At 35.3% G+C, this 21,100-nt stretch carries 16 protein-coding genes and 4 tRNA genes; 10 read left to right on the forward strand and 10 right to left on the reverse strand.

Annotated features, from left to right (window positions below; genetic code table 11):
- Window positions 1-3: 3 nt before the first annotated feature.
- The 4 genes from csx27 to dnaK all read right to left on the reverse strand — a co-directional run bounded on the left by csx27 (window position 4) and on the right by dnaK (window position 6,344).
- Window positions 4-663: a type VI-B CRISPR accessory protein Csx27 gene (gene csx27, locus CGC58_RS02410; RefSeq protein ID WP_095894964.1), complete on the reverse strand. Its 660-nt coding sequence runs from the start codon at window positions 661-663 to the stop codon at window positions 4-6.
- A 493-nt stretch (window positions 664-1,156) separates the two neighbouring features.
- Window positions 1,157-1,882, reverse strand: a complete 726-nt coding sequence (locus CGC58_RS02415) for a DUF6261 family protein (RefSeq protein WP_095894965.1) — start codon at window positions 1,880-1,882, stop codon at window positions 1,157-1,159.
- 725 nt (window positions 1,883-2,607) lie between these two features.
- Window positions 2,608-4,371, reverse strand: a complete 1,764-nt coding sequence (locus tag CGC58_RS02420; RefSeq protein WP_095894966.1) for a hypothetical protein — start codon at window positions 4,369-4,371, stop codon at window positions 2,608-2,610.
- A gap of 80 nt (window positions 4,372-4,451) precedes the next feature.
- Entirely contained in the window at window positions 4,452-6,344 is a 1,893-nt protein-coding gene (dnaK, locus tag CGC58_RS02425; protein ID WP_041989532.1) for a molecular chaperone DnaK, read from the reverse strand.
- A 242-nt stretch (window positions 6,345-6,586) separates the two neighbouring features.
- Between dnaK and CGC58_RS02430 the strand changes: the two genes are divergently transcribed.
- The 3 genes from CGC58_RS02430 to prmC are packed head-to-tail and all read left to right on the forward strand — an operon-like array spanning window position 6,587 to window position 9,309.
- The gene (locus tag CGC58_RS02430; RefSeq protein WP_095894967.1) at window positions 6,587-7,516 is read left to right on the forward strand and encodes a 1-aminocyclopropane-1-carboxylate deaminase/D-cysteine desulfhydrase; all 930 of its coding nucleotides are present in this window, start codon (window positions 6,587-6,589) and stop codon (window positions 7,514-7,516) included.
- Window positions 7,509-8,459, forward strand: a complete 951-nt coding sequence (locus CGC58_RS02435) for a glucosaminidase domain-containing protein (protein ID WP_095894968.1) — start codon at window positions 7,509-7,511, stop codon at window positions 8,457-8,459. The genes CGC58_RS02430 and CGC58_RS02435 overlap by 8 nt, the downstream gene beginning before the upstream one ends.
- A gap of 4 nt (window positions 8,460-8,463) precedes the next feature.
- The gene (gene prmC / locus CGC58_RS02440; RefSeq protein WP_095894969.1) at window positions 8,464-9,309 is read left to right on the forward strand and encodes a peptide chain release factor N(5)-glutamine methyltransferase; all 846 of its coding nucleotides are present in this window, start codon (window positions 8,464-8,466) and stop codon (window positions 9,307-9,309) included.
- 3 nt (window positions 9,310-9,312) lie between these two features.
- Here the strand turns inward: prmC and CGC58_RS02445 are convergent.
- The 3 genes from CGC58_RS02445 to CGC58_RS02455 all read right to left on the reverse strand — a co-directional run bounded on the left by CGC58_RS02445 (window position 9,313) and on the right by CGC58_RS02455 (window position 9,630).
- A tRNA-Leu gene (locus tag CGC58_RS02445) sits at window positions 9,313-9,394 on the reverse strand.
- 56 nt (window positions 9,395-9,450) lie between these two features.
- A tRNA-Lys gene (locus tag CGC58_RS02450) sits at window positions 9,451-9,523 on the reverse strand.
- Window positions 9,524-9,557: 34 nt separating this feature from the next.
- A tRNA-Lys gene (locus CGC58_RS02455) sits at window positions 9,558-9,630 on the reverse strand.
- Window positions 9,631-9,756: 126 nt separating this feature from the next.
- Here CGC58_RS02455 and CGC58_RS02460 point away from each other — a divergent pair.
- On the forward strand, window positions 9,757-10,281 hold the full coding sequence (locus CGC58_RS02460; protein WP_095894970.1) for a shikimate kinase: 525 nt from the start codon (window positions 9,757-9,759) through the stop codon (window positions 10,279-10,281).
- A gap of 73 nt (window positions 10,282-10,354) precedes the next feature.
- On the opposite strand, the gene CGC58_RS02465 is transcribed toward CGC58_RS02460, so the two are convergent.
- Window positions 10,355-12,049: a putative transporter gene (locus tag CGC58_RS02465; protein WP_095894971.1), complete on the reverse strand. Its 1,695-nt coding sequence runs from the start codon at window positions 12,047-12,049 to the stop codon at window positions 10,355-10,357.
- Window positions 12,050-12,283: 234 nt separating this feature from the next.
- Here CGC58_RS02465 and CGC58_RS02470 point away from each other — a divergent pair.
- The 5 genes from CGC58_RS02470 to xerD all read left to right on the forward strand — a co-directional run bounded on the left by CGC58_RS02470 (window position 12,284) and on the right by xerD (window position 17,050).
- A tRNA-Tyr gene (locus CGC58_RS02470) sits at window positions 12,284-12,365 on the forward strand.
- 104 nt (window positions 12,366-12,469) lie between these two features.
- Complete coding sequence (locus CGC58_RS02475) at window positions 12,470-13,486, forward strand: quinone-dependent dihydroorotate dehydrogenase (RefSeq protein ID WP_095894972.1); 1,017 nt, start codon at window positions 12,470-12,472, stop codon at window positions 13,484-13,486.
- A gap of 246 nt (window positions 13,487-13,732) precedes the next feature.
- Window positions 13,733-15,607, forward strand: a complete 1,875-nt coding sequence (locus CGC58_RS02480; protein WP_095894973.1) for an ABC-F family ATP-binding cassette domain-containing protein — start codon at window positions 13,733-13,735, stop codon at window positions 15,605-15,607.
- The gene (locus tag CGC58_RS02485; protein ID WP_095894974.1) at window positions 15,597-16,079 is read left to right on the forward strand and encodes a YkgJ family cysteine cluster protein; all 483 of its coding nucleotides are present in this window, start codon (window positions 15,597-15,599) and stop codon (window positions 16,077-16,079) included. Before CGC58_RS02480 ends, CGC58_RS02485 begins: the two co-directional genes overlap by 11 nt.
- 59 nt (window positions 16,080-16,138) lie before the next feature.
- On the forward strand, window positions 16,139-17,050 hold the full coding sequence (gene xerD, locus CGC58_RS02490) for a site-specific tyrosine recombinase XerD (protein WP_095897075.1): 912 nt from the start codon (window positions 16,139-16,141) through the stop codon (window positions 17,048-17,050).
- Window positions 17,051-17,116: 66 nt separating this feature from the next.
- Here xerD and CGC58_RS02495 read toward each other — a convergent pair whose 3' ends face one another.
- Both CGC58_RS02495 and recQ read right to left on the reverse strand, forming a co-directional pair.
- Complete coding sequence (locus CGC58_RS02495; RefSeq protein ID WP_095894975.1) at window positions 17,117-17,485, reverse strand: PUR family DNA/RNA-binding protein; 369 nt, start codon at window positions 17,483-17,485, stop codon at window positions 17,117-17,119.
- Between the two features lie 338 nt (window positions 17,486-17,823).
- Entirely contained in the window at window positions 17,824-20,013 is a 2,190-nt protein-coding gene (gene recQ / locus CGC58_RS02500) for a DNA helicase RecQ (protein ID WP_095894976.1), read from the reverse strand.
- Window positions 20,014-20,100: 87 nt separating this feature from the next.
- On the opposite strand from recQ, the gene CGC58_RS02505 reads away from it, so the two are divergent.
- Window positions 20,101-21,063 (forward strand): KpsF/GutQ family sugar-phosphate isomerase, encoded by a 963-nt coding sequence (locus tag CGC58_RS02505; RefSeq protein ID WP_095897076.1) that lies wholly within the window; start codon window positions 20,101-20,103, stop codon window positions 21,061-21,063.
- Window positions 21,064-21,100 lie beyond the last annotated feature (37 nt).

Here is a 21,100-nt window from a genome sequence, read left to right on the forward strand (position 1 = left end):
TTTTTATTTTTTATTGTGTGTTAATTCTGCATAGTAAAGTCCGAAAATTCTGTCTGTCATTTTTACCCGAAACCACTGGGCTATGATTGATGATAACCCACCTATAACCAAAGTTCCTATCACAATTGTAATGATTTTGCCACTCAGCGTACAATCGTTCATAAAAAAGGATGCTAATAAAAAGATAACACTCACGGGAAGTACAAATACTGAGAGCGTTACAATATTCCGAAACAAAAAATAAATACTCTGAAAATTTTTTGCTTGGGATATTTTACCTTGTGCTTCTAAGTAGTAATACGCCGTATCAAATACACTTCCATTACTGATGCTTTCCGCCTCCGAAATCCCTTTATTTACCCTATAAATTTCTTTCAAATCAGGAAGAATTTCAGTGATGTACTCGTCGTTTTTCATTTTGTCCATAGGCGTACAAGCGAGCTTCTTATACCACTTTCTCTTTATCAACCGAAATGTGATGATATGAATCAAGCATCCTATAAATAGGGCAATGGCAAAAAACAACAGACCGTCGCTAAGGTTTCCTGCTGTAATGAGTGGGGCTTTCCCAAAAACATATTCCGCTGAAAAATTTATCAGCTCAATCATAATGACTCCCGGAACTACAAAGGAGAGCAATTCGTAAATAGATAATCTTTCCATAAACTATAAATTTTTAAATCACAAATGTAAGTTAATTATCTCAATAAAATTTAATAAAAATTAGCATTTTTAAAACTACATAGTTATTTCTGGACTATCTCAAAATCAAAACTCTAAAAATAATCATTCCTTTTGCTTTAATCTTTAGTAAGTTGCAGATTCTGATTGGAATGCAAAATCTTAGTAACAAGAAATGTTCAGAATTTGAAGCACAACAAAATTATTTCACATCTTTCTTCCTATTTAAATCTCCTTACATATCTATTTTTTTCACTCTTCTTAGATTCATCGTACTTTGGTCTAAACCAATTGGTAAATTCAACCCTCAAAAAACGTATATTTTATTTTGAATTTTGATACTTCTCAATATACAGGTTATAAAATCATACAATAATCTTGATGCTCAAAAACAAAAAAAATAAGGAAGAAAAACATTTTCTTCCTTATAAAAACATACAGATATCTATAAAATAAAATTTATTCCTTCCTCTTTTTACTGTGCAGAAGTGTTGTTATTATTCGATTTTTTACTCCTTCCGATGATGTTACTGTTAATCGTATTGATGATTTGTGCTATCGTGTCGGCAAAGTGCGTAAATGTTTCGGGGCTGACGAAAGTTGCCGAGGTTAGGTACGGAATCAATCCTACGTTGATTTGCTTTAAGAGTAGCTTTTTAAGGTGAGCAGACTTAGGGCGTTTGCTCTGTGCCGCCATATTCTTTTCATAGGTTAAACGCTTTTGGTCAAAGTCCGCCTGAGCCGTTTTCAGGGCTTCGATGGTGGAAGCGATGCCTTCGAGTGCCGAAATATCGGTTTGTAGCGTAGGTTCGGCAAGGTCTTTCAGTAGTGATTCGATATGTGCCGACTCCACCGCATAGCTTTCGCGAGTAATTCTTACGCCATATTTGGAAAACACCGCGTAGAGCCTTTCGCCCGATTTGCGAAGGTTTTCCACCGGAATGTTAGCATAACTTTTCAGATATTTTTCGAGCTGGCGAACCAAGTCATCACGAACATCATCTGCTTTATCCACCTCCGAAAGGATTTTGTCACTTTTGATAGCTTGTGAAAGGGCTTCGGCGAGGGGTTCAATCTGTGCGAATACGGGTTTTAGTATGGGGTCGTTTGCCAATGCCGTTTCGCTTTTATAGAGCATCACCAATTGCTTGGCGGTATCTGCCATTTCAGTGATGCGGACGGAAGAATTTAAAATTTTCATATCGTACACAATTTTAAGTTTTTATTCGCCTGAAAGACAGCAATAATAATGCCAATTTTATGAATATTTTAGAATTGTTTTTAAGTCGCTGTGTCATTTCGAGCGAAGTCGAGAAATAATATATAAAAAGGCTTCGACTTCGCTCAGCTTGACAATAACTACATAGCTAACTTTATATAATTTGTCTTTTGCTTCTATTCTTTTGTCTTGAAACAAAAGAAACAAAAATTCAAGACTTTGGATACTCTGCTAAAAATCAATTCTCACATACTCCGCCTTCGCGGACTTTGCTAAAAATATCCGAACTTGCTCCCTTCGGTCACTTCGAACAGCGGATATTTTTCACGCTTCATTTATTGATTTTCTTAACGACACATACTCCGCCGTGCGGACTTTGTCTCCAAGGTCGTAAACTCACTCTTGAAAATAACAACAATTTAAAGTAGGTTAGTTAATAAACTTACAAAGATTTAATTGAGTTTTACACAATGTTAAAGGACGCCTTTAAAAAATCTACGAAAGGAAAAACATCACTGAAATGAATATCGCAGAGTTTGCGATGAGTGAAACACTAATGAAATGTACGTCGCAGAGTCTGCGAAGTGTAATTCATTGCTGAAATACGTTTCGCAAACTCTGCGATAAGTAGCTTAATGTTGTTTTAATAAAAACTGAATTCAACGAAACTTAAAATACTCGTAAAAAGAGTTTCACTATATTTAAAATCATAAAATATAACTATAAATCTCCTTAACCATATTCTTGATAGTTAAATTATCTAATTTCATTGCTAGTGACTTTGTAATATCCTGTCCTTGTTTCAAATGTAATGATGTGTTATATATAAGCCCTAAAAGGTAATAAGTTTCGGGAATATCAATGCCTATTGAATATGCATAATTTAATTTTTCCTTTGTTTTGTGAGTATCCAAAAATTGATTTTTTTGTTTATTGTCAGTTATCTGATTATAGACTTTCATCTCTATAACTTTTCGTAGAGCAAAACAAATAGCGAGAGGGTCATAAGGCTTGTCATCTAAATATTCTTCGACCTCTCTAAATATTTTTTTATGAAACTTTTTTACTTTTCCCCATTCTTTTGGTAATCCTAAATTATAAAAATCATTTTCAATATTAATAGTATTATCTGGGTGAAAATGAAAAAAGTATGTATCTAAATTATCTTTTATAGAAGGATTTTCTCTTTGGTAAATTAATTTATGTAGATTTTGTGTATTCTTTACATCATGTTCTTTCAGATAATGTATTTGTAACTTCTTTTCATTAAAACAAAAATGATTAAAAAAATTAGGGTCTAAATGTGTTAATAGTATAGGGAATAAATTGATATTTTTATCTTTGGCTTCATCTACTAAATTGGTTATAAAATATTGAAATGCCGTTAAATTAGCATCGTCTAGATAATCGAATACTTCATCTATAATAAGAATTTGATTGGTATTTTCTCTCAAATTTGCTCTGAATTTTAGCAACAAAGCTAGAAAGTTCAAAATGTCTCTTTGTCCATTGGAAATTTCGTGTGCTTTTGGATAATGGACGACTAATTTTCCTTTTTCTTCTCTTGCCTTTATCTCAAATCTTGTTGTGTTACAATCTGAAAGAAAATTATTTGTATCTTCTAAAAAATATTCATAGTTGCCACTATTACATATTTTTCTAATTTGAGCCTCTGTTTTTTTATTGAACAAATAAACAATTTGCCATGCAAATAAAAAAGATTTCCCTAATGTATCATTATTCTCAAATCTATAAGAATGGATTATTTCAACCAAATTCTTAATTTCAGAATACTGATTTAGAAAATTTCCAACATTTTGTTCAATCCAATTATTTATGATATTTGCAATTCCACTTTGTTTGTTGATTTCATCTACAAATGTTTTTACTTTATTTCTAAAAGGTGAAGACTTAATTTTACCTATTCCAACTTCTGAAATAATTCTATTTAATAAATTTCTTGTATATAGAAAATTTTCGATATTAACCAAAACCTTTCCATTGTTACCAAAGTCTCTTCTTATATTGGTAATTTTATAATCCAATTTTTCTTTTGTAGGAATTGTATTCAATAAAATTGTTGGTTCTATATCAATAAAATGCTTATTGATAGACCTTCCCATATATCTTTGATTTGTTCCACTTGGTTTTAATTGACTATTGATAACAGAAACATTGAATCTACCCTTAATATCATTGTTAGTGTTATCAGCGGATAAAATAGAGATACCTGTGGTCTCTTCTACTTCAATTTTTATTTGTGGTATTAAGGCTCTATCATTATTATGGGTATCATTCTCTGCTAAATTAATTTTTGAATTAGATAAATACCCAAATGCTTTACTTAGTGAGGTTTTTCCAAATCCATTTGGAGCAACAAAAATATTTATTTTGTTAGGTGTTAGGTTACATTCTGTCTTAAAGGAAGAAATCCCCTTAATATTTAATATTTCTACTGATTTAATTTTCATATTATAAGTTGTAGTTAATTTAAAACCCCACCCAATTAGTATTAGGTGGGGCTGTATTTATTGCCCGTCCGTGCTACGGACTATTTGACTTCTTCAAAATCTACATCTTGCACGTTGTCGCCGTTTTGTTGTTGCTGACCGCCTGTGTTAGGTTGTGGTTCGCTTTGGGCTTGTTGTGCTTTGTAAAGGTCTTCGGAGGCTTGTTTCCACGCTTCGTTGATTCTGTCCAAAGCAGGTTGAATTTGTCCCAAATCTTGGCTTTGGTGTGCTTTTTTCAACTCTTCCAAAGCAGACTCAATGCCTGATTTCTTATCTGCCGGAAGTTTGTCGCCAAATTCTTTCAGTTGTTTTTCAGTTTGGAAAATCATTGAGTCTGCCTCGTTGATTTTGTCGGCTTTTTCTTTGGCTTTTTTGTCAGCTTCGGCGTTGGCTTCGGCTTCGCGTTTCATTTTCTCGATTTCCTCTTGTGAAAGTCCTGATGAGGCTTCAATTCGGATATCGTGTGATTTACCGGTTCCTTTATCGGTTGCCGAAACTTTGATAATTCCGTTAGCGTCGATGTCAAACGTTACTTCGATTTGAGGAACGCCACGCGGTGCAGGCGGAATGCCATCTAAGTGGAAGCGTCCTATCGTTTTGTTATCGTTTGCCATTGGTCGCTCTCCTTGCAACACGTGGATTTCTACACTTGGCTGATTGTCAGCAGCGGTTGAAAACACTTGTGATTTCTTGGTCGGAATGGTAGTATTGGCTTCGATAAGTTTGGTCATCACTCCACCCATTGTTTCGATACCGAGTGAAAGCGGAGTTACGTCCAAAAGCAATACATCTTTTACATCTCCTGTTAAAACTCCCCCTTGAATAGCCGCACCAACAGCTACCACTTCATCAGGGTTAACACTCTTGTTTGGTTTCTTTCCGAAGAATTTCTCTACCGCTTCTTGCACCGCAGGGATACGTGTAGAACCTCCTACTAAAATTACTTCGTCAATATCGCTTGTTGAAAGTCCTGCATTTTTAAGAGCGGTACGACAAGGCTCAATGGTTCTTTTTACCAAATCATCAATCAATTGCTCGAATTTTGCACGAGTAAGGGTACGCACCAAGTGTTTTGGACCTGTTGCCGTAGCCGTGATGTATGGCAAGTTGATTTCGGTTTGTGTAGAAGAAGAAAGCTCGATTTTGGCTTTTTCCGCAGCTTCTTTAAGACGTTGCAACGCCATTGGGTCTTTACGCAAATCCATTTGCTCTTCTGCCTGAAACTCTTCGGCTAACCAATTGATGATTTTTTCATCTACATCATCACCTCCAAGGTGTGTATCTCCGTCAGTCGCAAGTACTTCGAATACGCCATCGCCTAACTCCAAGATAGATACGTCGTGCGTACCACCACCGAAGTCAAATACTACGATTTTTTGGTCGTTGTGTTTTTTGTCCAATCCGTAAGCCAAAGCAGCAGCAGTAGGCTCATTGATGATACGACGAACTTTAAGTCCTGCAATCTCTCCTGCTTCTTTGGTTGCCTGACGCTGTGCATCGTTAAAGTATGCAGGAACGGTGATAACGGCTTCGGTTACTGTTTGTCCTAAGAAATCTTCGGCAGTTTTTTTCATTTTTTGAAGAATCATTGCTGAAATTTCTTGCGGAGTGTACAACCTTCCGTCAATATCCACGCGTGGCGTATCGTTATCGCCTTTTACCACTTTGTAAGGTACGCGACCTACCTCTTTGTCTGACTCTGAAAATTTGTTCCCCATAAAACGCTTGATTGAGTAAACCGTTTTATTTGGGTTGGTAACCGCCTGACGTTTAGCAGCGTCACCTACTTTTATTTCGCCTCCTTCTACAAAAGCTACCACAGAAGGAGTGGTTCTTTTACCTTCGGCATTGGTAATTACCACAGGGTCATTACCTTCCATTACAGAAACACACGAGTTGGTTGTTCCTAAGTCTATTCCAATAATTTTGCTCATATTCTTAATTTATTTTTAATTCAACATTTACTTACCACCTTAGGCGGTACTGTTCCGCTTTGGGCTTCGAGCATCTAATAGTCAATGATTGTGCCAAAGGAAGAAATCTGACAAAATGGCAGGATCAAGAAGATTTAAACCCGTAAAAAATAAAATTCAACCGACAAAATATCGGTATTAAACTCGAAAATCTGTTATTATTTCCTATTTTTGTGCGATTAATAAATCCTGATATTATTGTAATGGAACCTCTTAATTTCGACAAGTTACATATTGAAAATCAGTTTGTAGATATTCCTTTACCTAACGGAGTTTCACTTCATATCAAACGTGAGGATAAAAATCATCACTTCGTTTCGGGAAACAAACTCAGAAAACTAAAATACAACATCTTACAAGCGAAAAAGGAAGGAAAAACCTGTTTATTAACTTTCGGCGGAGCTTACTCAAACCACATTGCTGCCACTGCCGCTGCGGGTGAACTCACTGGGCTGAAAACAATTGGTGTTATTCGAGGAGATGAATTGTACTCAAAAATAGAAGAAAATCCTACATTAAGTTTTGCTCAAAAGTGTGGAATGGATTTTCTGTTTGTTTCTCGTGAAAAATATCGTCTGAAACACACTAATGAATTCTTATCCGAATTAAAAAGCAATTATGGTTCAAACACTTACATAGTTCCGGAAGGTGGAACAAATGAATTTGCAGTGAAAGGCTGTGAGGAAATTTTGACCCCAGAGGATGAAAACTTTGATGTAATTTGCTCGGCAGTTGGCACAGGAGGAACCATTTCAGGTTTGATAAATTCGAGTTTTTCACACCAAACCGTTTTGGGTTTTCCTGCTTTGAAAGGCGAATTTTTATCCGATGTCATAAAAAACTACACCCAAAAAACAAACTGGCAACTCATTCACGACTACAATTTTGGAGGATATGCTAAAGTATCTGACGAATTAATATCTTTTTTAAACAACTTTAACAAAAAAACAGGAATTTCCTTAGATCCTGTATATACTGGTAAAATGATTTTTGCTATTTTTGCCCTCTCAAATAAAAACTTTTTCAAGCCCAATACAAAAATATTAGCCATTCACACCGGTGGCTTGCAAGGAATTCAGGGCATAAATCAAAAAAGAGCTAAAAAGCATCAACAGATTTTGAATTATGATTAAAAAAATTAGCATATTTTTACTTTCTCTGTTTGTGTTATCTTCTTGTTCATCAAGATATTACAAAAACAAGAAAAATCCAAAGCGAGTAACCTATCGCGGGCAAAGACCTCCGACAAACGTAATTCCGAAAAAAACAACAACTATTGCTGCAAAAAAATATGACAGCTCGGAAGAAGATTACCACGAAATTCCTCCTGCTATTCAGGTAACTCCTTCTGTGACACAAAAGTATATTGATGATTATAAAGAAATTGCTATGGTGGAAATGCAACGCTACAAAATTCCGGCAAGCATCACACTGGCTCAAGCAATTTTGGAAAGTGGCTCAGGACAAGGAAAATTGGCACGACACGGAAATAATCATTTCGGAATCAAATGCCATTCATCTTGGCAAGGAAAAACAATGACACACGATGATGATGAAAAAGGAGAATGTTTCCGTCGCTATAAATATGCTTTTGAGTCATTTGAAGACCATTCTACCTTCTTGGTAAATCGCAACCGATATGCGTTTTTGTTTGAATTAGACCCTGATGATTACGTAGGATGGGCTCACGGTTTGAAAAAAGCCGGATACGCCACAGACCCAGGATACGCAAAAAAACTGATTCAACTCATCAAAAAACATAAATTATACGAGTATGACCAACAAGTTTTAAACCCTGATGGTAAGGTTGTTAGCACGCCTAAAACAAACACACCTGTGGAAACTTCAAAAGCAGAAGTTCGAGTAACGAGCACTCCCAAACCTAAAGCCACAGAAGCCCTTAAAACTATTGAAAATCAACCTAAAACAAAATATTATACGGTAAAAGCTGGCGATACACTTTACAAAATTGCACGCGAACAGCAAGTTTCAGTTCAGCAAATTATAAAACTCAATAATTTGAATGAAAAAACAAGTAACGAAATAAAAGTGGGTCAAAAATTACAATTAAACTAACATTTTGAAAATAAAAGACTTAAAAGATTACTTATTTCAAAATCTGGATTTTCTTTACTCAAAGGAGGAAATTCAGGTTTTTTATTTTATGTTGCTCGATTTTTATGGAGGATTTTCCAAAACGGACATTCTTCTTCATCCCGAAATGGAATTAGAAAAAACATTGGAAATAAGCATTTTAAATGCCGTCAATGAACTAAAATTCGAAAAGCCCATACAATATATATTGGGTGAAACAGAGTTTTTCTCAAATCGTTTTTTTGTCGATGAAAATGTTTTGATTCCCAGACAAGAAACTGAAGAATTGGTTGATTGGATTCTTTCCGAAACTCCTCATAATGATTCAATAAACATTTTGGATATTGGGTGCGGAAGCGGCTGTATTTCTGTTTCTCTTGCCAAAGCTTTGCCTAATGCCAATGTTACCGCTTTGGATATTTCAGAGAAAGCCATTTCCGTTGCTGGGAAAAATGCAATTGAAAACAATGTAAAAATTCATTTCGTTCAGCAAAATATCTTAGAAACGGATTTTCTTGCAGAAAAATATGATGTTATTGTTTCAAATCCGCCTTACGTGCGAGAACTTGAGAAAAAAGAAATTCAGAACAATGTGCTAAATTACGAACCTCATTTGGCTTTATTTGTACCAGATGAAAATGCGTTGATTTTTTACGAAAAAATTGCAGAATTAGCAAAAAGCTCACTAACCGAAAGAGGAAAGCTTTTCTTTGAAATAAATCAATATTTAGGAAATGAAATGGTTGAAATGCTAAGGAAAAAAGGGTTTTCAAAAGTAGAATTGCGAAATGATTTGTTGCAAAATCCAAGAATGATTAAAGCTGTAGTTTAAAAGTGCCTACGACTGGATTCGAACCAGCACGCCCGAAAGCACCACCCCCTCAAGATGGCGAGTCTACCAATTTCTCCACGTAGGCATCAGTAAAACTAAACAAATACAAAAAAAGTTAAGTTCTTCACTTAACTTTTTCTGTGACCTGGCTGGGGCTCGAACCCAGGACCCCAACATTAAAAGTGTTGTGCTCTACCAACTGAGCTACCAAGTCATTAAAAAATAAAAAAACAAATTGTATAACCCTGTGACCTGGCTGGGGCTCGAACCCAGGACCCCAACATTAAAAGTGTTGTGCTCTACCAACTGAGCTACCAAGTCATCATTCATTTCTTGAATGCGGGTGCAAATGTATAGCTTTTTTTTTTATTTAGCAACAAAAAATTAATTATTTTTGCATCATATTTTTATTTTTTTTTCAAACAATTAAAAAACAAAAAGTTACAAATGAAAATAATTTTATTAGGTTATATGGGAAGTGGCAAAACCACACTCGGAAAAGCACTCGCTAAGAAAAAAAACTTGCCTTTTATTGACTTAGATAGCTATATTGAGGATAAAGAAAACACTTCTGTCAAAGAAATTTTTGCAACAAAAGGAGAAATTTATTTCCGCAAGAAGGAAACTTTTTATCTGAATGAATTACTTCTTTCTGAAAAAGATTTTATATTGGCATTAGGAGGAGGAACTCCTTGTTTTGGGAATAATATGGATTTAATTTCCAAAGCAACTGAAAACACCTTCTATTTGAAATATAATCCCAAGTCATTAACCGAACGACTTTCCGCTGAGAAAGACGCTCGTCCGCTGATTTCTCATCTTAAAAACGAAGATTTGGAAGAATTCATCCGAAAACACTTATTTGAACGAAATCCGTATTATTTACAAGCAAATCACATCATTTCTATGGATAATTTATCCGTGGAAGAAAGTTTAGAAAAAATAGATAATTTACTAAGCTCAGATAAATAATTGTCATAAAAAAACTCAAGATATTATGAAATATCTTGAGTTTTCGCTATGAAGTTTTATTCCCGATAAATTTCTATAAAAAGAGAACAATTAGTAGCTGAGCCACCATAATCCGCATAAAGGTTGTTAGCGGATAAACTGCCGCATAGGTTACAGCCGGAGCATCCGAACCCGTAACATCGTGAGCAAAAGCCAAAGCCGGTGGGTCAGTTTGCGAACCTGAAAGCAATCCGCAAATTTCAAGGAAATTTAGTTTAAAATAAAAACGAGCTGTTAATGCTACGATAATCAGTGGGATAAGCGTTATGGCAACTCCCATCAACATCCACTGAAAACCAGCACCTTCCGAAAGCGTTTTGATAAATCCTTGTCCGGCACCTAACCCAACACTTGCCAAGAAAAGCACAATACCAATCTCGCGAACCATTAAGTTAGCACTATGTGATACGTAATGCGTAACTGAAAAACGTCCGCCATAACGGCTAATTAAAATCGCAACAATAAGCGGACCTCCTGCCAAACCGAGTTTCACTGGTGAAGACATCCCGGGTATATATATAGGTATAGAACCTAAAATTACCCCAAGCACAATTCCGAAGAAAAGTTCGGCAATATGCGGATGTTGCAAACGTTTTTTAGAGTTTCCGAATACTTTTTCAATCAATTTAATATGTTCCTCATCTCCCACAACTGTAATAGTATCACCGAATTGCAATTTTGTATCTTTCGTCGGGACAAACTCAATTCCAGCACGGTACACACGACTGATAGTAACGCCATACTTTTCACGAACGTTAATCTCACCTAATTTTTTGGTGTAAGCCTGTTTGTTTGTAACATTCATTCGGCGTGAAATGATGTTTGTTGCCTCTTCATCAAACAATGATAAATTAGCCTTCTTACCTACCAAAGTGGAAAGACGTTCAAAATCTTTCGGGTTGGCAACCAAAAGCAAAATATCACCTTCTTTAAGGAATGTATCTTTGTCAACTAAAAGTATATTATCATCACGATACAAACGTGAAATCACAAAATCCATTCCTAAAGTTTGCTTAATGATAGCAATGTGTTTGTTAAACAAAATCGGATTTTCAACATATACGGCTATCTTATCAACTGTTGAATTATTTTTGTTAATTTTCCATCTATTCAATCTTTTTTCTGCATCTAAGTTTACTTTCAAAGCATATTTCAGAACCATCATCACCAAAATGATTCCCAAAACTCCGAATGGATATGCTACTGCGTACCCGTTAGATACGTTGGACAATGTATCGTTAATCGCTTCTTGCGAAAGCCCTCTTTCTAACGAAATATCAACGATTGCTTGCTGAGCAGCCCCTAATCCGGGTGTATTGGTAACGGCTCCTGACATAATTCCTACCAACTCTGCCATTCCCGTGCCTGTTGCGTAATGCAAACCGATAACCGTAAGAACGCAGGCAATAGCTGAAAGTATTGCTAAACTGTTCAGTTTAAGTCCTCCTTGCTGAAACGAAGCAAAAAAACCTGGTCCTACCTGCAAACCAATCGTATAAACAAATAAAATAAGTCCGAATTCTTTCACAAAATGCTGAATGTGACCATCTACCGTAAAACCAAAATGAGCTACGGCAATTCCTGCAAAAAGCACACAAGCAATTCCGAAGGAAATACCCCAAAAACGAATTTTGCCCAGAGCCACACCCAATGCAATGACGATACTGTAAATAATCACTGTGTAAGCCACGCTTTCGTGGTTTGAAAATAGGTTTACTATCCAATCCATATGTTAAAGTTTTTAAAAAATTTCCGCGTGCAAAAGTACTGCTTTTATTCGACTTTAAGCAATAAAAATCACTTTTTTTCAATTTCTATTTAACAAAATTATCATATTAATAATTATCTCCGTTACAATTATTATTTTCACAATTTTTAATTCACTCACTTTCAAGTGATAATTATTTTTTTTCAAGAAAAGCTTTTATTTTAAAAAAATATATGTATATTTGCACCCGCATTTGGGAAGATACTCAAGCGGCCAACGAGGGCAGACTGTAAATCTGCTGACTATGTCTTCGCAGGTTCGAATCCTGCTCTTCCCACAAGAAAAAGAGATTTTCAATAATTGAAAATCTCTTTTTTTATATAGCATTTTTTATAAAAAGTGATTACTTTTGCAACACATTTAAAAATATGTTATAAAGCTATGTACAAACAACTTATTCAACCAATTCTTTTTTCTTTAGACCCCGAAAAAGCACATCACTTAACTTTCTCTTGGCTGAAATTCATTCATAAAATCCCTGGAATTCCTGCACTTATCCGCTCCATATACCAAGTTGAACATCCTTCGTTGGAACGAGAAGTTTTCGGAATTAAGTTCAAAAATCCTGTGGGATTGGCAGCAGGCTTGGACAAGGAAGCTAAATTATATGAAGAATTATCAAATTTAGGGTTTGGTTTCATTGAAATTGGGACAATAACTCCCAAAGGACAACCGGGAAATCCTAAAAAAAGATTATTCCGACTCAAAGCCGACAAAGCCATTATCAACCGTATGGGCTTTAATAACCAAGGAGTTGAAGAAGCTATCAAACAATTGAAAAAAAATAAAAATGTAATTATTGGCGGAAATATTGGGAAAAACAAAATTACTCCTAATGATCAAGCCGTAGATGATTACAGTATTTGCTTCGAAAAATTATTCCCGTATGTAAACTATTTCGTGGTTAATGTCAGTTCTCCTAACACTCCTAATTTGAGAACTTTACAAGAAAAAGAACCTCTCACACTTTTGCTCAACACTTTACAAAAATTAAATTCTCAGAAAGAAAAACCAAAACCTATTTTGTTAAAAATTGCTCCTGATTTGACTAACGAGCAACTTCTTGATATTATTGACATTGTAAAAGAAACCCAAATAGCTGGCGTAATTGCCACAAACACAACAATTTCACGTGAAGGTTTACAATCACCTGACAGAAACGAAACCGGAGGCTTGAGCGGAAAACCTTTGACCAAACGCTCCACCGAAGTTATTCGTTTTTTGAGCGAAAAAAGCGGAAAAGCCTTTCCTATCATCGGTGTGGGCGGTATTCATTCGGTGGAAGATGCCCTTGAAAAATTGGAAGCCGGAGCGTCTCTCATCCAGCTTTACACAGGATTTATTTATGAAGGTCCCAAACTTATCAAAGACATCAACAAACGATTAATAAAAAGATAACAAAATTTCAAAAAAATAAAAATTTAACAATCAATTTTACATCTATTTAAGTAAATCATAAAAATTTTCTCTATCAGAATTTTAAAGTTTTGATAGAGATTTTTATTAAAACAAATTGATTTCTTTTTGAAATTATTGGGAAAATTATTTTCACTATCTTATCAAGAAATTTTCCGAATTTGGAACTATGCCAAAGCATTTTAATTTTATATATTTGCCCCAAATTTTTAACTTTCAGCTGTAAAAATGAACTTATTATCCGTAGAAAACATATCAAAAGCATTCGGAGAACGTGTTTTGTTCCAAAATATTTCTTTTGGCATCAATAAAGACCAAAAAATTGCATTTGTTGCCAAAAACGGAACGGGAAAAACTACTCTTTTGAACATTATTGCAGGAAAAGACCAGCCCGATAGCGGAAAAGTAGTGTCCAGAAACGGCATTCACATTGCTTTTTTATCTCAAAATCCCGAATTTGATGAAGATTTAACCATCGAACAGACCATTTTTTCAGTTGAAAATCCCATTCTGAAAATTATTCAAGAATACGAACACGCTTTGCAAAATCCTGAAAACGAAACTGCCTATCAAAAAGCCTTCGAGAAAATGGAATTGCACAATGCGTGGGATTTTGAAACGCAATATAAGCAAATTCTTTCCCGATTGAAGCTTGAAAATTTGCAATTGAAAATAAAAAATCTTTCCGGCGGACAAAAAAAACGATTGGCTTTAGCAAACGTTCTCATTAGTAAGCCTGACCTCTTGATTTTGGACGAACCTACCAATCACCTTGATTTAGAGATGATTGAATGGCTGGAACAATTCTTCGCTAAGGAAAATATTACCTTATTTTTGGTTACGCACGACCGTTATTTTTTAGAGAGAGTTTGCAATGAAATCATAGAGTTAGACAATGGGGAACTTTTTACCTACAAAGGAAACTACTCATATTTTCTTGAAAAAAAAGAACTCCGATTGGCTCAAGAGCAAGCAAGTGTAGAAAAGGCTAAAAACCTATACGTTAAGGAATTAGATTGGATGCGAAGACAACCCAAAGCCCGAACCACCAAGTCAAAATCACGAATTGATGACTTCTATGTAATTAAGGAACAGGCTCATAAGCGTAGAAAGGAACACGTAGTTCAGTTGGAAATTAATATGGAACGCTTAGGAAGCAAAATTGTGGAGTTTCACAATGTGAGTAAAAAGTTTGACAAACTCATGATTCTCAACAAGTTTGATTATAACTTTGTACGTGGCGAACGCATAGGAATTATCGGTAAAAACGGTACGGGAAAGTCCACTTTTTTGAATCTTTTAACCCAAAAAGAAAATCCTGATAGCGGAAAAATCATCATTGGCGATACAATAAAGTTTGGATATTACACGCAAGCTGGCATCGAAGTTAAAGAAGGACAGAAAGTTATAGAAGTAATTCAAAAATATGGCGAGTACATTCCTCTGCTCAAAGGGCGAACGCTTTCTGCAGCTCAACTGTTGGAACGTTTCTTATTCGACCGAAAAAAACAATACGATTATGTTGAAAAACTCAGCGGAGGCGAGCTAAAAAGGCTGTACCTATGTACGGTTTTGATTCAAAATCCAAATTTTTTGATTTTGGACGAGCCTACCAATGATTTGGACATCGTAACGCTGAATGTTTTAGAAAATTTCTTGCTGGATTATCCGGGTTGCCTTGTGGTAGTTTCTCACGACCGCTATTTTATGGATAAAATCGTTGACCATTTATTTGTTTTTCGAGGAAATGGTGTGATTGAAGATTTTCCCGGAAATTATACGGATTTCCGTGTGTATGAGGAAAGTACGCCTCCTATGGAAGAAGTTGCAGAGAAAAAAGAAACCATTAAAAACACGTGGCGAAAAGATGGCTTGAAAGGACTTTCTTTCAACGAACAGAAAGAATTTAATCGTTTAGAAAAAGAAATTCCTCAGTGGGAAGAGAAAAAGTCGCAAATAGAAGCATTATTTTCCGAGGGAAACCTAAATTCAGAGGAAATTCACGAAAAATCGGCTGAATTAGAGCAAATAATCAATGAATTAAACGAAAAAACGGAACGTTGGTTTGAACTTTCGATAAAAATGGAAGAAAATGGAGATTAATACGATACAAAAACTCGCAAAAGAGAAGAAATCTGAAAATCAACGCTTCTTCGCTCAATTAAAGAAAAAACCTCCAAAAAATCTTGATTATACGGTACAGGAAATTCACGATGAAATTACGGAACAAATTGATTGTTTAAGCTGTGCAAATTGTTGCAAAACTACGGGACCGTTGCTTACCAACATAGATATTGAGCGTATTTCCAAGCACTTACGACTAAAACCATCCGATTTTATTACTAAATATTTAAAAATTGATGAGGAAAATGATTATATTTTTCAGTCGATGCCCTGCCATTTCTTGGCTTCGGATAATTATTGCTTAATCTACGATGTTCGTCCTAAAGCTTGTCGTGAATATCCACACACTGACCGAAAAAAAATCTACCAAATTGCAAATTTAACCATAAAAAATACCGAAATTTGCCCTATTGCTTACAAAGTTGTAGAAAAAATGAAAGAAAAACTATAATTTTCTTTTAAAATAGATTGAAATCTAAACATATTAAGTATGTAACTTATGAAGAAATTATGAATTGGCACACTTTTTTAGCTGAATACAAGCATTTTTTACGACTTCAACGAGGAATGTCAAAAAATTCGGTTGTTTCTTACGGATTAGATATCGAAAAACTGATATCTTATCTTGAAAAATATGAAATCCACGAAAATCCGAACACTATTTCCGCGGACACATTGCGTCAATTTATCTACGATACATCAAAAGAATTGAACGCTCGCTCGCAAGCACGCCTTATTTCGGCTTTGAAGAGTTTTTTCAAATTTATGACTTCAGAAAAAGGCAGAGAAGATTTCCCGATGAACTTGATTGAAAGTCCGAAAATCGGGTTAAAACTTCCGGATACACTTTCTTTACAAGAAATTGATAAGTTATTGATTTCAATAGACTTAAGCACAGAAGAAGGACATAGAAACAAAGCTATTATTGAAACCCTTTACGGTTGCGGATTGCGGGTATCGGAACTTATATCACTGCGATTATCAGATTTATTTTTTGAGGAAGATTTCATTCGGGTAATTGGAAAAGGCAACAAACAGAGACTTATTCCGATAGGAAATTTCACTCAGAAACAAATTGAAAATTACATCAATCACCAACGAAAAAAACTGAAAATAGCCAAAGGGCACGAAGATTATGTTTTCCTAAACAGAAGAGGCAAACAACTAACAAGGGCAATGATTTTTACTATTGTTAGGCAAGTTGCCGAAAATATAGGGTTGGAAAAAAAAATAAGTCCGCATACGTTTCGCCATTCATTTGCAACACATTTGCTTGAAAACGGAGCGAATTTGCGAGCTATTCAAACAATGTTAGGACACGAAAGTATCACAACAACAGAGATTTACGTTCACGTAGAAAACTCTCATCTCAGAGAGATGCTCACAAATTTTCACCCTCGTCAGAAAATGAAAAACCTATAAGGGAGAGCTTTTAAAAAAATTCTCCCTTATAGATAGTAATCTTTTAAAAATGAGGGTGAAAAATTTCTACTTTATATCTTCAAAATCAAAATTTGTAAAAGAACCACCAGCTCCCACTTGTTCTTGATAGAAGGTTTTCTTAAAATCTTTTTGATGACGCTCAGAAATTACCTCTTCTCCCTTCTCTTCAAAAACGTAGTTAGTCATTTCATTCAAAATTTCCTTAAACAACTCGAAATCTTCTTTATACAAATAAATTTTGTGCTTTTTGTAGTGGAACGACCCGTCCTCGTGAGTGAATTTCTTACTTTCTGTTATTGTGAGATAGTAATCCTTTGCACGAGTGGCTCTTACATCGAAAAAATAAGTCCTCCTACCTGCTCTCAAAACTTTTGAGAAAATTTCTTCATTGTCCAAAAATTCTTTCTCTTCCATAAACCTTAGTTTTTATTAGTCTTTATATGTTAACATTGTTGGGGCAAAAGTCTAAAAAAAATATCACTTATACAACTCTTAAAAAACTTTTTTTATTTTTTAAGAATTTTTATACCGTACCCATACGCAAACATACCTCTATCCAACCAAGATATTTCTGTTAAAACGACTAATATTTCCCAACTTTTCTGGATTAATTCCTAAAATAACGACTCTTTTCAGCCGATCATTTTTTTCTTAAAATTTAACTCTTTTTTACAATATGATTCTTTTTTATCAATTCTATTTTTTCATTAAAAGACCGAGACATAAATCTATTACAACAGACAAAAAATCAATTAATTAGCCACTTCACTAATAAATTTAACACGATACATACGAAGCTCGTCATCTTCGTAATCTCCATCAAACTCCTTAGAGGCTACCGAAATTTTATCCGTTTCGGCTTCCATAAAATAATCGTGAAGTTCTTCTTGTTGCTCCTCGTCAAAAATTTCATCAATATAGTAGCTGATATCCAGTCTTGTGCCACTGTAAACAATTTGTTCCAATTCCTTCAAAAACTCATCCATTTCCAGACCTTTTGCTTTGGCAATATCCGGCAAAGGCAATTTTCTGTCTATATTCTGAATAATATACAATTTCAAAGAAGAATTAGACCCAGTGGTTTTCACTATTAAATCTTCGGCACGCAGGATATCATTCTCCTCTACATATTTGCCGATTAATTCAATAAATTCGCTTCCATATTTTTTGGCTTTTCCTTCTCCAACTCCGTGAACATTAGTAAGTTCTGATATTGTAATCGGATATTTCAGAGCCATATCCTCCAACGAAGGGTCTTGAAAAACAACAAATGGCGGAACTCCTTTTTTCTTCGCAACTCTTTTGCGTAAATCCTTTAACATTCCCAAAAGAACTTCGTCGGCAACGCCTCCACCAGCGGTATTCACATCTTCGGTGTCTTCCTCGTAAACGTGGTCTTCAGTCATCATAAAAGATGTAACGTTTTCAAGAAAATTTCGTCCTTTATCTGTTATAAACATCACCCCGTAAGTTTCTATATCCTTACGAATCAGCCCACTAACCATAACCTGACGAAGTAACGCCATCCAATACAAATCATCTTTGTCTTTACCGATACCAAAAAAAGGTTGCTCGTCAATTTTATGTGATTTTATCAAGGCTGTCACCTTCCCTACCAAGGTATTTACAATTTCTTTCGCTTTGAACTTCTGTTTAGTGGATATTATGACATTCAATAACTTAACAACATCATCTTTAGCTTCTTTCTTAACTTTCGGATGTCGTACGTTGTCATCCATATCAGCTCCTTCTCCGTTTACTTCATCAAATTCTTCTCCGAAATAATGCAAAATAAATTTACGACGAGAGCTTGAAGTTTCTGCATAGGCAACGATATCTTGCAACAAAGCCTGACCGATTTCTTGTTCGGCAATGGGTTTGCCTACCATAAACTTCTCTAATTTTTCAACATCTTTGTAAGAATAGAAAGCCAAACAATGCCCTTCACCGCCGTCACGCCCGGCACGCCCGGTTTCTTGATAATAACTTTCAATACTTTTTGGAATGTCGTGGTGAATTACAAAACGCACATCGGGCTTGTCAATTCCCATACCAAAGGCAATAGTAGCAACAACCACATCAACTTCTTCCATTAGGAACATATCCTGATGTTTAGCCCGAGTTTTAGCGTCTAATCCTGCGTGATAAGGAACTGCTGTTATTCCATTAACTTGCAGAGTTTGAGCAAGCTCTTCTACTTTTTTTCGGCTTAAGCAATAAATAATTCCTGATTTCTTGCTATTTTGTTTTACAAAGCGGATAATATCTGCATCTACATTTTTCGTTTTCGGACGCACCTCATAATATAAATTAGGACGGTTAAATGAAGATTTGAAAACATTGGCATCGGACATTCCTAAGTTCTTCAAAATATCTTCCTGGACCTTTGGTGTTGCCGTAGCGGTCAACGCCACTATGGGAATATCCTCCCCTAATCGGTCTATAATAGTTCGTATATTGCGGTACTCCGGACGAAAATCGTGCCCCCATTCCGAGATACAATGTGCCTCATCCACAGCTACAAACGATATAGGAATTGTTTTCAAAAAGTTAGCATACTCATCTTTTATTAAAGATTCGGGTGCTACATATAATAGTTTTGTTTTCTTATTACTGATATCGTCCATCACCTCACGAATTTCGCTTTTGGTGAGTGATGAATTTAAAACGTGTGCAACGCTATCCGTTGATGAAATCCCGCGCATTGCATCTACTTGATTTTTCATCAGCGCAATTAACGGAGATATAACAATAGCCGTACCTTCCAAAACCAATGCAGGAAGCTGATAACATAACGATTTTCCTCCTCCTGTTGGCATAATAACAAACGTATCCTTTCCGCTGATAACACTTTGTATAATTTCCTGCTGATGCCCTTTGAAGCTGTCAAAACCGAAGTAATGCTTCAAAGCACTTTGTAAATCATTTTTAGCCGTTTCCATCTAAATTATATCTATATTTTATCTAACTTTGCGAACATAAAAGTACAACATTTTTTTTAATTGACAATAAAAAAAGTAAAAAAATTAATGGAAACTAAAAAAATCATAGAAATTGCAAGAAAAACAATTGAAGAAGAAGCTAAAGCAATATCAAATTTAGCTGATTTTATAGATGATAATTTTATAAAATCTGTTAATTACATACTAAATTCAAAAGGAAGAGTAGTTATTACCGGAATTGGAAAAAGTGCCATTATTGCCAGCAAAATTGTAGCTACAATGAACTCAACAGGCACTCCCGCCATTTTTATGCACGCCGCCGACGCCATCCACGGGGATTTGGGCATCATTCAAGAAGATGATGTGGTAATCTGTATTTCAAAAAGTGGGAACACTCCCGAGATAAAAGTACTCGTTCCTTTATTAAAAAGAGGTAATAATAAGCTGATTGCCATTACATCAAACAAAAATTCAGTTTTAGGGCAACAAGCAGATTGTGTACTCTATGCTCACGTTGAAAAAGAAGCCTGCCCGAATAATTTAGCTCCGACTACAAGCACCACAGCTCAATTAGTTCTGGGAGATGCTTTAGCGATATGCCTACTGGAAATGAAGCAATTTGGCAGTAGTGATTTTGCAAAATATCACCCTGGAGGAGCTTTGGGCAAACGCTTATATTTAAAAGTATCGGATATTGTGGCAAATAACCAAAAACCACAAGTTTCACCCGAAACAGACATCAAAAAAGTAATTGTGGAAATTTCGGAAAAAATGCTTGGAGCCACCGCTGTAATTGACGGACAAAATATCATTGGCGTTGTAACAGACGGAGATATCCGAAGAATGTTAAGCAAAACCGACACAATAACAGGGCTCACCGCAAAGGACGTTATGACCGCAAATCCTAAAACGATTGACGCGAACACCTTAGCCATTGACGCTCTTGATGTTATGGAAACAAACAAAATCACTCAACTGCTCGTTACCGAAAACAATTCATATATAGGTGTGGTTCATCTGCATAATTTGGTACAAGAAGGTTTGATTTAATTTTCAAAATAATCTAAAAAATTCCCGTACAAAGCAT

Origin of the sequence: Capnocytophaga stomatis (assembly GCF_002302635.1) — a bacterium.
In the GTDB taxonomy this organism is placed as follows: domain Bacteria; phylum Bacteroidota; class Bacteroidia; order Flavobacteriales; family Flavobacteriaceae; genus Capnocytophaga; species Capnocytophaga stomatis.